The 14,634-nt window shown below is 54.1% G+C and carries 15 protein-coding genes, 1 tRNA gene and 1 pseudogene; 6 read left to right on the top strand and 11 right to left on the bottom strand.

The window, feature by feature from the left end:
* Window positions 1–49 precede the first annotated feature (49 nt).
* From G0Q06_RS14895 to G0Q06_RS02270, 3 genes and pseudogenes are all read left to right on the top strand, one after another.
* Window positions 50–155 (top strand): annotated as a pseudogene (locus tag G0Q06_RS14895) (type IV pilin protein); the annotation flags it as partial.
* A gap of 396 nt (window positions 156–551) precedes the next feature.
* Window positions 552–1,373, top strand: a complete 822-nt coding sequence (locus G0Q06_RS02275; RefSeq protein WP_163962053.1) for an Hsp33 family molecular chaperone HslO — start codon at window positions 552–554, stop codon at window positions 1,371–1,373.
* A gap of 80 nt (window positions 1,374–1,453) precedes the next feature.
* Entirely contained in the window at window positions 1,454–2,218 is a 765-nt protein-coding gene (locus tag G0Q06_RS02270; protein ID WP_163962051.1) for a hypothetical protein, read from the top strand.
* Between the two features lie 328 nt (window positions 2,219–2,546).
* Here the strand turns inward: G0Q06_RS02270 and mtaB are convergent, their stop codons facing one another.
* Window positions 2,547–3,872: a tRNA (N(6)-L-threonylcarbamoyladenosine(37)-C(2))-methylthiotransferase MtaB gene (gene mtaB / locus G0Q06_RS02265; RefSeq protein WP_238710211.1), complete on the bottom strand. Its 1,326-nt coding sequence runs from the start codon at window positions 3,870–3,872 to the stop codon at window positions 2,547–2,549.
* Window positions 3,873–3,922: 50 nt separating this feature from the next.
* Between mtaB and G0Q06_RS02260 the strand changes: the two genes are divergently transcribed.
* Window positions 3,923–4,987 (top strand): hypothetical protein, encoded by a 1,065-nt coding sequence (locus G0Q06_RS02260; protein WP_163962049.1) that lies wholly within the window; start codon window positions 3,923–3,925, stop codon window positions 4,985–4,987.
* Here G0Q06_RS02260 and G0Q06_RS02255 read toward each other — a convergent pair.
* From G0Q06_RS02255 to G0Q06_RS02230, 6 genes are all read right to left on the bottom strand, one after another.
* Entirely contained in the window at window positions 4,981–6,561 is a 1,581-nt protein-coding gene (locus G0Q06_RS02255; RefSeq protein WP_163962047.1) for a sialate O-acetylesterase, read from the bottom strand. The genes G0Q06_RS02260 and G0Q06_RS02255 overlap by 7 nt on opposite strands.
* A gap of 111 nt (window positions 6,562–6,672) precedes the next feature.
* On the bottom strand, window positions 6,673–7,101 hold the full coding sequence (locus G0Q06_RS02250; RefSeq protein WP_163962044.1) for an RrF2 family transcriptional regulator: 429 nt from the start codon (window positions 7,099–7,101) through the stop codon (window positions 6,673–6,675).
* An 89-nt stretch (window positions 7,102–7,190) separates the two neighbouring features.
* Window positions 7,191–8,825 carry an ammonia-forming cytochrome c nitrite reductase subunit c552 gene (locus G0Q06_RS02245; RefSeq protein ID WP_163962043.1) on the bottom strand — a complete coding sequence of 545 codons (1,635 nt, stop codon included), beginning with the start codon at window positions 8,823–8,825 and terminating at the stop codon, window positions 7,191–7,193.
* A gap of 52 nt (window positions 8,826–8,877) precedes the next feature.
* A complete protein-coding gene (gene nrfH, locus G0Q06_RS02240) occupies window positions 8,878–9,390 on the bottom strand; it encodes a cytochrome c nitrite reductase small subunit (protein WP_163962041.1) in 513 nt (170 codons plus the stop codon).
* A gap of 6 nt (window positions 9,391–9,396) precedes the next feature.
* A complete protein-coding gene (locus tag G0Q06_RS02235) occupies window positions 9,397–10,608 on the bottom strand; it encodes an alginate export family protein (RefSeq protein ID WP_163962039.1) in 1,212 nt (403 codons plus the stop codon).
* A 17-nt stretch (window positions 10,609–10,625) separates the two neighbouring features.
* Window positions 10,626–10,883 carry a YecH family metal-binding protein gene (locus tag G0Q06_RS02230; RefSeq protein WP_163962037.1) on the bottom strand — a complete coding sequence of 86 codons (258 nt, stop codon included), beginning with the start codon at window positions 10,881–10,883 and terminating at the stop codon, window positions 10,626–10,628.
* A 116-nt stretch (window positions 10,884–10,999) separates the two neighbouring features.
* On the opposite strand from G0Q06_RS02230, the gene G0Q06_RS02225 reads away from it, so the two are divergent.
* Entirely contained in the window at window positions 11,000–12,004 is a 1,005-nt protein-coding gene (locus G0Q06_RS02225) for a 2-hydroxyacid dehydrogenase (protein WP_163962036.1), read from the top strand.
* A gap of 115 nt (window positions 12,005–12,119) precedes the next feature.
* Window positions 12,120–12,196 (top strand) — tRNA-Met (locus tag G0Q06_RS02220).
* Between the two features lie 755 nt (window positions 12,197–12,951).
* Here G0Q06_RS02220 and G0Q06_RS02215 read toward each other — a convergent pair.
* The 4 genes from G0Q06_RS02215 to G0Q06_RS02200 are packed head-to-tail and all read right to left on the bottom strand — an operon-like array spanning window position 12,952 to window position 14,615.
* Window positions 12,952–13,347: a phage terminase small subunit P27 family gene (locus tag G0Q06_RS02215; protein ID WP_275106688.1), complete on the bottom strand. Its 396-nt coding sequence runs from the start codon at window positions 13,345–13,347 to the stop codon at window positions 12,952–12,954.
* Window positions 13,348–13,349: 2 nt separating this feature from the next.
* Complete coding sequence (locus G0Q06_RS02210; RefSeq protein WP_163962032.1) at window positions 13,350–13,670, bottom strand: hypothetical protein; 321 nt, start codon at window positions 13,668–13,670, stop codon at window positions 13,350–13,352.
* Window positions 13,671–13,673: 3 nt separating this feature from the next.
* Window positions 13,674–14,006: a hypothetical protein gene (locus G0Q06_RS02205; protein ID WP_163962030.1), complete on the bottom strand. Its 333-nt coding sequence runs from the start codon at window positions 14,004–14,006 to the stop codon at window positions 13,674–13,676.
* Window positions 14,007–14,012: 6 nt separating this feature from the next.
* A complete protein-coding gene (locus G0Q06_RS02200) occupies window positions 14,013–14,615 on the bottom strand; it encodes a hypothetical protein (RefSeq protein ID WP_163962028.1) in 603 nt (200 codons plus the stop codon).
* Window positions 14,616–14,634 lie beyond the last annotated feature (19 nt).

Raw genomic sequence — 14,634 nt, 5'->3', positions numbered from 1 at the left:
TCAAGTGGAAAATTGACTCACTCGAATCCGTTAGCTAGATTTTGTGTTCATGGTAAGGACCAGAGAGCGAGTTCGGGGCTTCACCCTTGTCGAGATTATGATTGTCGTGACCATTATCGGTCTACTGGCGGCCATCGCCATCCCGGCATTTCTTTCCTACCAGACCCGATCGCAGGCCACTTCGCTGGCCAACAACTACCGGATTTATGCGGCCGCTTTCGAGATGTATGCCACGGAACACGGGCATTGGCCGGAAGATGTCAATGAGGGATTGATTCCTCCGGAAATGAAGGGACGTCTGCCAAGATTTCGCGACCTGAGTGTGGTTGGCGGAAAATGGGACTGGGAAAAGGAAATTTTGGGCGTTACCGCAGGGATCAGCCTTGTCGGGTCGGACGGCACGGAAGCCGTATTTCAAAAGGTCGACGAAATTCTTGATGACGGGAACCTGACAACCGGGCTGTTTTTTGGAAATAACGATCGTTACACTTACGCCCTGCAACCTTGAGCTGAGTACTTGATTTCTGCCAGATCCATGGCACCGTGCAGGCATGTCATCCGAAAAAGGAAACCAGCCCGCCTCTGAACCAGAAGGGTGCCTGATCGAAAACCGCTTTGTCCGCGGCCGCAACGTGCTTGTCGCCAGCGCTGACTTCAGCGGGCTCTTTGTTGATTACTTTCTTCATCTGCAACACCACGGCATCCAGGTGACCCGTGAAAACGCCGAGTACTTCAAGGACTTCTTTGCCGGTTTTACATTGCACGCAGCTTCCCATCCACGAAACGAGGTGCTCGCCTGGACAGTCCATTTTCAAGATCCACATCTTAATATCTTCCTCGCCGGAGACACCGAGTTGTCGACCGTCACCGGTCGGATTTTTACCGATGGGCTGAAGGAAGAAGAAACAAACATGTTTTATCAGGACCTTGTTGTCCGGGGAAAACCGCCACACCGGAGCATCGTCCCGTTTGAGGGGGCAGATCCCAAGGCGACCATTGAGTTCTATTACAGCCAGTCGGAGCAGCGACCGGGACGCTTTTTTCATCTGGGAGAGGATCGCTATGCCCTCGTCACGGCCCACCCGGACTGGGATGAAAGCTGGTTTAAGAATCTTGACCAGAAAACTGTCCAGTCCCTTCAGGACACGGAAACGGTGAGTCTGCTCGAGACGCGGCGCTACGGCTGGTCCTGCGGATGCAATTACGACAGGATCCTGGAGATTTTAAAGTCCCCGATGCAGGCTGATCCAGAGGGGCTCTTCGGGGAAGAGGAAGCTATCACTATTAATTGTCCGCGCTGTGCAGGCCGTTACCGGATCAGCAGGGAGGCAATGGAGGCTTATCTTGCGGACACAAGTGAAAAGACTACCTGAATTCCGGCAAATCATTCGGTTCATAATGTCTATAAAGTGAATTTGCATGCGGATACGGACGGCCAAAAGCTGTCCGTGTAATGAAAAAACAACTTCACTTAAAAAAACTTCAGCTAATTCCAATCGCCCTTCCGCTATGCCTTCTATGCACCCGGAACATTGAGGCGAGCGTCCTGATGTTCGAGACCTTCGAGACAGAAGGACTCGGGACACGATTTCTCGCCACCAACAGTTTCTCGGATGGGGCCGATGACTACTTCATTCGCACGGATGGGAATGCGGGGGCGACCGGAATTCCAGAGTACACCCACTACGGGGACACTTGGTACTGGGCAGCGGAAGACATTGATTCAACCGATAACCCTTCCGGGGAGGCCATCCTGGACTTTGCCAATATCGACCTTACAGGATTTGATAGCTTCACGATCTCCATCGACATCGGAGCTGGATCGATCGTCACCTTCGACAGCGTGGACGACTTTGTTTTTGTCCAATACCGTATTGATGCAGGCAGCTGGCAGACTGCCCTCGCCTTCCAGAATGACGGTCAGACATTCAATTCCAACATGCGTCAGGATCTGAATTTCGATGGGATTGGCGAAGGCACCATGCTCGGGTTCGCCATGCAAACCTTCACCTCGGCCGCATTCCCCATTACCGGCAGCCTGCTCGATGTACGAATCGACACGGTGGTCAATGGAGGTGGCGAGGCGGTGGCCTTTGATAATATTCAAGTAGTGGGAGTTCCTGAACCGGCGGCCATGGCTCTTGTCTTCGGCCTGGTCGCCGGGCTCTTCACTTTCAAACGCTTTCTCCCGCAGAGGGAGATTGAGAGCCGAGCCTAAAACGTATCCCCGAAATACGTGCCCGCGATCCCACTGCCGAAACGGGGTCGCGGGCTAACTATTTCCTCTGGTACCAATTGTCGTTAGCCAACAGGAGGGCCAAGGGCCCGCAGATATACCAGCCCCGCCCAAAGGGCGGGGTTAATTGATACCCAATCGTAAAGGGCTGAAAGCTGGTCACATGTTTGTGCACGATCTGGCCTTCAGCCCTTAATTTGTTTTCACTCTATTTACCCCGCCCGTTGGGCGGGGCTGGTATGTAATCCGGCCTTCGGCCGTTAGCAGGGTACAAGGTAAACGGACTCGAAAGGAGCTTCTTGTATTCTTGCTAATTGATAAATTCAAGAATCTCCGCCTCCATCCAGTCGGCCCGAATCTTCCCAAGACGCACCCGCACAAGTTGATTCCGGATGTCATGCCCGGGGTTGCCCACCCGGACACGGATGTAATTGGCAGTATAGCCGGGAAATCCACCATCACGGGGGTCTTCCAGTAGCACGAGCGCTTCTTTGCCTGAATGCGCCTCCATGAAATCATGTCGCTTCATCGAGCTTAATCGACGCAACCGCGTGCACCGACGGCTCCGCTCCTCCATTGGTACCCATCCGTCCTCCCGCTTCATGACGAGCGTTCCCTCGCGCTCGGAAAAGGGAAACACGTGGGTGTAGGCGAAAGGCAGCTCAAGGAACTGTTTGCAGGTCTCTTCAAAGTCGGCCTCGGACTCTCCTGTGAAACCCACCATGATGTCAGTTCCAAGGCACAATCCTGGAACACGACGAATTGCCTCTTCAACAAAGGCCTTGTATTCATTCATTGAATACTTTCTTCGCATAAGGGCAAGGACAGGATCACTCCCTGACTGGAGCGGCAGGTGCAGGAAAGGCAAAAGGTTGTGCTTGGGATCGGCCATCCGGTCGAGCAGATCAATCGGCACGGTTGTCGGCTCAATACTGGAAATACGGACATGCAGAAGACCCGGGATATCATTCAGGGCATCCACGAGGTCGACAATTCCGTGGCCAGAATTGTTGTAGGTGCCGACATTGACTCCGGTCAGGACAAGTTCCTTGATACCGCGGGCGACAGCCGTCCGTGCCTCATCCAGCGTATTCTCCCATTCACGGGAACGCGCCTGCCCGCGGGCAAATGGAATGATACAGAAGCTGCACATGAAATCACAGCCGTCCTGGACTTTCAGGTTGGCTCGCTTGTCGAAGGGAATGTCCCCGACATGGCTCAGGGTGAAGTCCGCCCGGCTGATGCGTTCGCGTAATATGACCGGCCGCTCGTTCTTCCCCTGGTCAATATGCTCAAGCACAGCAAACTTGTCCTGGTTTCCGACAATCAAATCGACCCCGGGGATCCCGGCAATTTCCGCTGTCCCCATCTGCGAATAGCAGCCAATCACGGCCGTGTAGGCCTCAGGGTTCTGGGCAATGAACTGGCGAATGGACTTCCGGCATTTTGAATCCGCTTCCCGCGTGACTGTGCAGGTGTTGATGATGCCAAGGTCGGCAGGCTGGCCAAAAGGAACCACGAGATAGCCCGCCGAGGCCAGACGATCCCGCAGCATCTGCGATTCAGACTGGTTCAGCCGGCACCCGAGGGTATGCACCATGGCCCGCTTCGGCGGGGACTGACCGTTGGAAACCATGGCAATATTCACAAAAGTGACAGGCTGCTCGTCAATAGGATTGTCGAATCATGTCAGTATGTTTAAACACTGGCATGGTTTATAAGCTGCGGCATGGATTATTGGATTGGGGCCCCATTCTGGCCTTGTCCGTGTGTTTTCTCTCAGTCTCCCCCGCAAGGGCCGTGAGCGAGAGTCCGGAGCGGGATGTGGATGAAAAGCGAATTTTCAAGAGGGGGATTTCCTCGCGGGCCTACGATGAGGTCTTTGATACCGAACTGCCTGTCCGATACCAGGAAGGAGCATGGAGCCTCCATTTCAAGCCGAGGTTGGGCGGATGGCTGGATGACGATTATATGCGGCTCCTTGTGGGAGCCAGATACATCTTTAGCCGGCACTTTGACGCCTACACAAATCTCGGAAGCTATTTTCCGAATCCGATAAATGATGGTGACGAGGCGGGGCTTTACATCTGGGAGCTGGGGGCACGCTACAGTTGGCTGGAAAGAAAGGAAGGCCGGCTCAGCTTTGCCGCAGGGCTCAAAGCCAAAATGCCGATTTTTGATGCTCCGTACGAGCTGATCGATGGGTATGCCCGCTACTCCCCGTATGTGACTGTCAGCCACAAACTCAGGGGCAAACCAAACTGGCTCTATTACCTCAATGCCAGTTTTGAGTTTGTCGATGACTCCCCTTTCCAGGACCACCCGATTGATCCGCAACCCAAGGATCGCTTTTTCCTCCGACCCGGACTGGTGTATTACGCAGGGGGGCCGTTTCGCTATTCAGTTGAACTGGAATACATCACCAATGCGCTGGATTTCCGGGATGTGGAGCCTCCGCTTCCCGATGGCGTCAACGAGCCGCCACCCACCCTCCGCCGGAGTAATTGGATACTCGCTCACCGGGATGTGCATGAGCTGCTGGTCTATCCAGCTATTACCTGGTTTCCTTCAAGACAAACACGGGACAAGGTCGGCATCCCGGGAAACTGGGACCTCGGGCTTCGTGTCAAGATCCCAGTGGTTGAGGAAACCGGCCGGGATTTTGGCCTTACCGTCCGCTTCCGCTGGTACTTCGACCACCGGAAATTCATCCAGGATAATTTGCCGGCAATCCTGAAGGGGGATTACTGAGAGCGATCCGTGATCCAGGGGAAGTCGTCCGTGCGGAAGGGCGTGACCGGTAGGCCGTCAGTCGAGATAAGGTTACAGACAGGATTATCCGCCCAGGCGTAACGAACCGCCACCGGCTCGGGCACGGCCTCGCTCGAGACCTCGACCGTATCCTTCCCAGTAAGACGGGCATCCGCCCAGTGCCAGACGCGATCTTCGCCACAGATGGCAAAGCCTTTCAGCTCATTCAGGTCATATAGCTTCAAGGCACTGCCGAAGGTGTTGAATTTGATCGTCACCGTCGCCCCTTCAACAGTCATTCCGGCATACTCCGGGCTGCGGTAAGGAAGCTTGAACCCGTAATCCTTGACCAGGGCCCACCGGGCCAACCGTGAGGCCACATCGTACTTGTTGCGCGGGTGGATATCGTTGCCTTCACCAATGTCGATAATGACCGCCTGCCCTGTGTTGGGCAGCGATAGCGTTGAAGTCTGGGCAGCTCGCAGCTCTGCCCAACCACTTTCGCCCGGCATTTCCTGTTCGTTTTTGAAGTCAGCCAACTGGACCCAGTAGAACGGAAAGTCGCCTTGCCCCCACTCCGACCGCCAATGCTTGATCATAAAGGGGAACAGCTCACGATACTCATGAGAGCGACCAGAGTTGCCTTCTCCCTGATACCAGATCACTCCCTTGATTCCGTATCCAATTGTTGGATACAGGACGCCGGCATACAGGTTGCCCGCGCGATGCTGTCCGCTCAGCCACCGCCATGGCTCCCTCGGCTTGGGCATCCAATTGCCCCCGGCAGCCTGGTTTTGTTTCCAGGTTTCCAACCTCCTCTCATATTGTTCCCATGCGTCTGCAGCCTGCATCCATTCCTCGTTCCCCCTTGTCAGTTCCATTGCAGCCGTGAAGCGTGGATCGTTTTCAAGCAAATCACGGCGCACCCATGCATCCGCATTCGACCCGCCCCAAGCGTTGTCGATGAGGCCCACCGGGACCCCGAGGATTTGGTGCAGGTAACGGCCAAAGTAAAAGCCGACCGCACTGAAATCAGCGGCTGTTTCCGGACTGGATACGCTCCACTCGCCGACGAAATTATCCTGCAACTCCTGCGTACCGACCTGAGGGACAGAGATCAGGCGCAACCCCGTAAGATTGGCGGCCAGTCCATTCAAATCGCCCGTCCAGTCCTTCTGCAGCGGCCATTGCATGTTGGATTGCCCGGAACAAATCCATACCTCGCCAACGAGGACGTCCAGAACCTCGACCGTGCTCGTCCCTTCAACTGCCAGCACTTCTGGCTCTGAATTTACCGGGCTTGAGTCCAGAAAGAGGCTCCACTTACCGTCCTCACCCGCCTGGGCCGAATAGGACTTACCGCCAAATGATACCGTAACCTCTGTTCCTGGTTCATCCCAGCCCCAGACCTTGTTTGGTTGGTCACGCTGCAGGACCATGTGGTCGGTGAACAAAGAGGGCAGTTCAAGGGCGGCCTGTGCAGCGGTGGCAACAACCAGTACTGAAAGCACCGAGAAAAACCACCCGAGGGGCAAATGTAGAGAATTACGGCTGGATCGGATTTTGAATAGCATAAGACCGTAAGAACTAACGGCCTTGGTTCACAAAATGAAGTCTTTTTCTTTCAAGATGAGTTATTTTCCTCTGATGGCTTTGGCTGACCGGCGGCAAATCAGCCATGCTCCTCAAACTAGATCTGACGATTTATTCTTCACAAAGACCTCAAGGCTGGTCTCATCGAGAAACGTTCTCCCCGACTCCCGCAAGGCGACAATCTGGTCGTGCAACGGGCAGGGATCATTGTGACCACACCAATGCGGTCCAAAAGGACAGCGATCTGCCTCTTCCGTCTTTTCAAAAAGCCGCACAATATCGATCAGGAAAATCTCACTGGCGGGTTTTGCCAGATAATATCCCCCGCCCGGTCCGGGAGCACCCCCGACTAGACCGGCCTGAGAGAGTATCGTAAGGACCTTTGCAACCAAGGGTTTCGAAATATTCCGCCCTTTGGAAATCGAAACTGAACTAGCCCGGAAATAAGGGTCGCCAGAGCCCTCAGCGAGATAGCTCATCGCCGCCACCGCATTTGATGCCGTTTTGCCGTAAGGAAACATGATCCTTTGAGTTAGGAATGAAAAGAGTTGGGTTTCAACTATTCCCGAAAGATTTCTATATCCTCAATCTGAAAAATTCTCCAGGGTACTCAACGGCTAGGGGTGACGCCCTTGACGGGCTCGCGCGGAAGCCCGGAAATATCTTCTGGTGGTGGTGCGCGAAGGTTGAGAGCGGCTGCTTGGGCCTTGCGCGAATAATCAATGGACTCACCAAGGATCCGGGCTGACTCCTGATCTGCGTGAAATCCACGGGAATTTTCGCTGCTGATGAAATCAAGACGCCACATCGCAGCACGCTGCAGGCTGTAAATTTCCTCGAGCTCTTCGTCTGTCTTCCCTGCAGCCTTTGCCGCGAGAATCGCATCCAGCATATCCGTCATCGCCACTGCTGCCCGTTGCTTGAGTCCCTCAGTCCGTTCTTGGATATGGAGGACCCGGTTTCGCAGTTCCTGCTCGGGAACCTTATGACAGGTCTGGCAGGCATTGTTGATATTTTCCATCGGGCTGCGGACATTGTGGTTGCTGAGTTTCATTGCTCCAGTCCTCTCGTAGGCCATGTGGCAATCAGCACAACTCACGCCGGAGCGGGCATGAATTCCCTGACTCCACAGTTCAAACTCGGGATGCTGGGCCTTGAACAATTTGGCTCCTGTCTCCCCGTGTTTGTAATCATAAAAATCCGACCCGTCGGGAAATTGACGATTCTCCCAATCCGCCTCGAGGTCTTCAGCTCTCAGACCCTGTGTCCAGGGAAATGTAAGGGTATCCTTGCTGGCACAGTAATATTCAACGTGACACTGGGCACACGAAAAGCTGCGCATTTCCTGCCGGCTTGCCAATTGATTTGGGTCGTAACTCTCGGACCGGTCTCCCTTGCGCCATTTCTCGATACTGGGAAAAATACTAGCCTCGCCTTTGCTCTCCGCAAAATCGGCAATTCCGAGCAGGAATCCCGGACGGGAAATTCGCAGGGCCATGGTCTTCGGATCGTGGCAGTCGATACAGCTGACTGGATGGACCTCACCGAGGGAGAAATGCCCTTCCGGAATTTCCTTCCCACTGAATCCACCTAAAGGCGGGTCTTCAAACGCCTTTTGAGTGGTGTCGGGGTTGCCATCAGGCACCTCGGCAAGCATTGCAAGGACCTTGTGGTATGGTTCCCGGCTCAGTTGCTTGAATCCTTCGATGATTGCCTCTTGGTTGAATTCCGCGGCAAGGGTTTCATCGTCAGAAGGAAGGCCCATCGCTTCAAGTCCCACCTTCCGGTAAAGCACGTTTGGCGAGGAATGGCAGTGCAGGCAGGCCCCGGACTGCTGCCGCTGATTGACCCGCTCGGTAACTACCTGATCGTAGAGCATGTAGGCGTGGCCGCGGGCCTCCCGGTAATCAAGACTAAATGCATAGCCCGAATAAAGCCGCTTCAGCCAGGGATCCGTTTCAAGTTTACTCGCCGGCATGGCACTGCTGCCTCCGTAAAATTTATCACCTGCCGTTTCCAGGTATTGATCGTGATGGACAGGCCAGTTTTGGCCCCAGAGTGCCGGATCAACACTGGCTTCATCCAGCTCGACAATCCGCAAATACGGACTGCGGGCTTCCGTCTTGTGCTCGAGAATGGTCATCAGGATGTATACCACCAAAATTGTTGCGACCGCTGTGATCCCAGTGAGAAGGCCCAGCAGGACTGGACGGGATAAGAATCCGGACTTGGTATTGTATTTCATAACAGGATGTGTTCTTGGCTTATGATGATTCGTTGGTTCGTTGAATGTCTGTTTATCGTTGGGCATGTCCGACGGCCGTGTGGCAGTGGGCACAATCCAGCATGTCCCCGTCTTTCTTCACCGGGAGCATGGCATGGACAAAATCTGAATGGCACTTCAAGCAGGCAGTCTGAGTGACTTTTTGATTACGCGGTTTGATCCGGATGGGGTCCGGATAATTCCCTGTCGTGAAGGCAAGTGAGTGAAAGAATCCGTTGTCCGCCTTCGTCATCCACTTTCCAACCGGATGAGGGCTCAAGTGGCAATCGTTGCAGGTCGCCACTGCGTGATGACTCGAATTCTGCCATGAATTGTAGTGATCGTTCATGACATGACAGTTGGCACAGGAAGCCGGGTCATTGCTCAGATAGGATGCCCCTTTCCCATAACCGAAGGTAAAGACTCCCAGCCCCGAGAATATTCCGAGAAGAACCGCCGTCAGGAGATAGGCTCCTCCCACGGACAGCAGTTGCTGCCGTTTTCCCACAGCCCCCAGAATTTTCGGATTTTTCCCGTTTGCTTGCATGAAGTCTTAATATACAAAATTCAGTTCCACAGTGAGCAGGGTCTTGTCGCTTCCTCCCACGCCACCCGATCCGCCATCACTATTGTAATCACCATATTTACCAAGGACCGAGAAGCGCTCGTTGATCTGGTAACTGGCGACAAGGTCGAGTTCCTCACCATAGTCACCTGATCCTGTCCATGGCTTGAACCAATGATGGATCAAACGTGTCTTGATGCCGTTCCCGACCCTGAAGGTATAACCGGCATACAGCTGGTAATCCTCAAGTCCGTTCACGAGTCCGCCCGATCCGCTTGCCCCAAGGAAGACATCCGCGAAGCCGTTGAACTTGTGCAGGGTCGCCAGAGGCGTACTGAATCCGTGAATACCATTTCCTCCCAGCAATTCCACGCCGCCGCCAATTGTCACCCCTTCTAAATCAACCGAAAGGTCAGCCGAGAGGTAGTCGTGTCCGAAATCAACTCCCGGGAACCCCGAGTTCTCCCACTGACGGGCTGCTGACAACGCATAGGCCCATGTCAGTTCGTTTTGTATTAACTTCCCGGTCAACCGTACTCCAAGGGTGTCGCTTGAGGAGCCAGCCGCATCGGGGCTTCCGTCAATTGCGTAATAAAACAGAACCAGGTCGGCATTCTGGTTTAGGGCATATCCCGCATTCAAGCCGAACGCCTCAATGTCATTGTGCATGTCCGTCACGGTGTTCACGGCATCAATGAAAAAGGCCTTCAAGCTCAAACCCTCGATCAGGTCGATGGATCCTGTTACTGCGTCAAAGGTCTGGATATTCTGGCGCCACCCGACATGTCCGACAAAGCGATGGTCATCCAGCGTGTAGAGCTGACGGCCCAACTTGACTGAACCAAGGTCCTCGTTGCGGTAAGCCAGCCAGAGCTGGTTCAGATCCGTTCCGTCCCCGGCATTGTCCGCCGGATGCAGGTCACGTCCATGGCCCCATGCATACAGGGTCTCGCCCTCGATCATCCCTTGGAATCCGCCGGACTCCGGCGTTGTGTAACCAACCCGGATCCGGTGCGATACCCCGTCCACATCCAATCCGCCCGCCTGGTCGAAAACTTCATACCGTAGGCGGCTCTCCAGATTAAAATTCCCAGGCACTTCATCCAGCCTGCTTTCCATGTCTTCCGCGATTGTTCCAAGAGCGGTTGTCGCTACGACCAGCCCAAGGGTCATCCGTTTGCATAGTTGCGCGGTCTTCATGAGATTCTCTTCCCCTCTTAATGGCCCGAACACATCCGACCGTGGTCGAAAACAAAGTCATCCTCCGGACCGCTGAACTTTCCCTTCCCGTCCAGAAATTCAATCAGCTCAGTCGCACTCATCCCGTCTGCTGAACAGGCATAGAATTTTGTCCCCTCGCCAAACTTTCCGTCGATCGCTGCCAGCAGGCTCCCGCGGCTCCATCGCTTCCCGCTGCTCACCATCATTTCCATCACTTCATGCGCATGCACTTCTTCCGTCTGTGTCTCGTTCATATTCCATAAAAAAAGACCCTTTATTCCTTAAATCAAGAATAAAGTACTGTTTATTCTTTATTTATGGGCGGGTCTATCCGGTTGCGAAGGGACCATGGCTCGCGTATAGTGGAATCATGAGAATCGCATTTTTCAATACGAAGGCGTATGACCGGCGCTCCTTTGAGGAAGTGAACAAGGCATTCGGGGCGACGATTGAATTCCTCGAACCTCGGCTCGACCGGAGGACGACCGCCCTGGCGCAGGGATTTGAGGCGGTCTGTGTCTTCGTGAACGACACTGTGGATGAGGCGGTGCTGGAAGAGCTCTCCAAGATAGGGGTAAGGCTTGTGGCCCTGCGTTGTGCGGGCTTCAACAATGTCGACCTGAAAGCGGCCGAGCGCTTGGGGATCACCATCGTCCGGGTCCCGGCTTATTCACCGCATGCCGTGGCGGAGCATACGGTGGCTCTGATCCTTGCCCTGAACCGCAAGGTCCACCGGGCCTACACACGGGTCCGCGAAAACAACTTCAGCATCGACGGACTGCTCGGCTTCGACATCCACGGGCTGACAGCGGGGATTGTCGGGACCGGGAAGATCGGGCTCAATGTCATCCGGATTATGCGCGGATTCGGGTGCGATGTACTTGCCCACGACCCCTATCCAAATCCAGAGGCGGAGGCCCTCGGTGCCCGTTACGTGGATAAGGATGAACTGTTCTCCTCCTCCGACATCATCAGCCTGCATTGCCCGCTGACTCCGGAAAGCCATCACTTGATTGATGAGATAGCGCTTAATAAAATGAAGGATGGTGTGATGATCATCAACACCAGCCGCGGGGCCCTAGTCGACACGCGCGCGGTTATCAACGGCCTTAAGAAGGGAAAAATCGGTTATCTCGGGCTGGATGTTTACGAGGAAGAGGGGGATCTTTTCTTTGAAGACCTCTCCGACAAGGTCATGCAGGATGACGTCTTTGCCCGTCTCACGACCTTCCCGAATGTGATGGTCACGGGCCACCAGGCCTTCTTCACAAGGAATGCCCTGGAAGCCATTGCCCGCACGACCCTCAACAGCATCACCGAGTTCCAGAAATCCGGCTCCTGCCTCAATGCGGTCCCCTGCAAACCCGCCTCCTGAGAGGCCTGCCCAATTTTTTCTAAGAAAATCCTTGATCCATCCAATTTCCCGTCCATCTTAACCAACTTTCCTCCTCACAGAGGATGGAGGCCCACCACCTCCCATTTAACTTTATTGCAGGGTGGAGCAGCCCGGTAGCTCGTCAGGCTCATAACCTGAAGGTCGGAGGTTCAAATCCTTCCCCTGCACCCAATTTAAACCCCTAAGAATCAACACCTTAGGGGTTTTTTGTTGCCTGAATTTTTCCTACCTTATTCCCCGATAGGAAGCCCAATATACGCTCAAAATGAACCAAAATGAACGGAATTGGATAGGAAACGGATAGGAAACTTAGCTGGCGGTTCAATGCTCCCGCCTGTCAACAACTCTATTGCCCTATTTCTGGGTGTTTTCCTACCTTGTTCCTACCCCTTCCCCTGCCAGCCTCGGCCCCTATGGTGCGCCTGTATCCAACGCCTGAAGGCATTTGCGTCGAAAGTTCAAAAGGGGTGCAGCTGTTCCCGTCTGACGCGTGGGAAGTTGCCCAGAAGGTTGCCCTGCGCCTGCTGAGGGAAGAGACAAGGGCGGCAGCCATAAAAAAGCCCCGGCGGCTAAATGGCGGGGCTGGGGATAAAAACGCGGCTGGCTAAACTGCCCGCCTTAGCTTTTCGCACAATTCCAGGATAACGGCCTGCGCAAATTCTTCGCGGGTTTGCCCTGTTATTCTGGCTGCCGCGTCTATCTGCCTGAGTTCTGCGGCGCTAAAACTTGCGCTTAGGGTTTTGGTTTTGGGTTTCGTGTCTTTCATGGCCTGCCAGCATTAGGAAGCGCGGTCAAAACTTCAAGCCCTTTTTGTAGTTAATTTTTCGTTACACTTTTTATTTACTTTGTGACACTATGACGAAAAACAGAAGGGGCCGCCCCACGCGCAAGGAAGACGGCCCCTCGTGTGTTTAACCCGCAGGAAATTACAAGTCTGGAATCTGCGCGTTAATCTCTTCGTCTGTCAGGAAGCGCCAGCCGTCGTCAATTCCAATGCGTTTGCGGGCGCGTGGGTCCAGCCCCAGCCTTTCGCTAGCCTTCTGCATTCGGCCTGCTGCGGTTGTTTGTCCGGCGTGAAGCGGATTCATATAAAATCCCCCGCGTTCAGACTTCAGAACTGCTGGCGCGCTGGTTGCCTTGATTTCCTCAGTCAAGGCGGCGAAGTCGGCCCATGCTGTGCAATAGTCACAGAGGCAGCCAACGTCTAGGGCCGTCAGGGTTTCGGTGAGGATTTCGCCAACGCGAACGTATTCTAGCTGTGCCATGTCGGGCAACCAGTCAGGCGCAGGCGGCAACGGATATTTGCGTTCTTCAATTTCCATTGTTAAGCCCCCGCCCCTGAATTGGTTCTGCGCGTAAGCCCACCTACGATGACGTGTGCGCGGCGGGTTGGGGACTTCACTTTGCCCCCCCCTATCTTGGCGGCCCACAAGTCGCGCTTGGGTGCGTTGCCTGTGCTGCGCTTCCTCATTCCAAGACGGGCCGCCCATGCTTCACGCTTTGCAGCCTTTTCGGTTGTAGTCATTCGGCCCCTGTTAAAGCGAACAATCTTGCCCGCTTTCAGGTGCGGCAATGCCAGCGCAAAATGTTCTTCTGCGGTGTTGGCGCTGCGTTTGTTGTTTCTGTTCTTGTCGGTAGTTTCCATTTGTTACCTTGTTTCGTATGGCTGCTTTAGTGCGGCCTTTGGTTTGGTTTGAATCCGTGGCCCTGGCGCTTCGTATACTTCGCGAACGGCAACGGGCGTTGAGAATGTTATCAAGCCTGCAGGAACAACCTTGCCCCTGAAGGTTTCGGGCTGGGTTGAAACAGTAACCAGATTGCAACCGGCAACCAATTCCTTTAAGGTTTCCCATTCAGAACCGTTCAACTTTTCCAGCGTTGCTGTCTGGCCTTCTGTAATTCCGTCAACGGTTATTATTTCGCCACCGGAAAAAGAGAAGGTTTCCGTCAGGCCCGTTTCGCTATCAGTCTGGAATTGCATTATTCCTTAAACGGTTGCGCCAACGCGTTGCGCGCGTTCGTCGAGCATTTCAGCAAATTCCAAAGCGCGTTTGGCCCATGCCAGAATTTCGCCTGTTCCTGTTCCCTGCCTCAGCGCCTGAACGCTTCCCTTGCGTTCAAACACGAAAGACAGCGTTGGCGGGTTCTGCCCTGTCCAAAATTCCCGAATAGCCCGCACCTCTGGCACAAATCGGGAAATGAAGTTGCCCGCGTCAGTCAGGGTTGCGCCAAAAGCCTCATTGAATTTAGCAATGGCCCCGCCTTCAGCTTGCGCCAGTTCCTGTTCCCGAATATCGCGGGCGCGGTTTGATAGCTTTTCAATAATGCCAAGGGCAATGCGGCCTGTTTCAAATCGCAGGGCTTCACGCTCGCGCTGAATTTGTTCACTGCTCAATTCAAAGTCGCGCTTCCACTTTTCCCAAGCAAACTTTTCTGGGGAATAGTCGGCTGCTTCCTTGAATATGGGTTCAAGTTCAGGCTCTTTTTTATTTAACGCAATGCGCTCGCGTTCCTTGTCGTGCAGGCGTTCGGCTGCGGCTTTCAGGCTGAGGATATTCTGCACCTCGGTTGTGTCTAGTGTTGGTTTCATGTTTCCTTTTCGTTTGTCG

Source organism: Oceanipulchritudo coccoides, assembly GCF_010500615.1.
GTDB lineage: Bacteria > Verrucomicrobiota > Verrucomicrobiia > Opitutales > Oceanipulchritudinaceae > Oceanipulchritudo > Oceanipulchritudo coccoides.
This window is presented reverse-complemented; position numbering and strand designations above follow the sequence as displayed.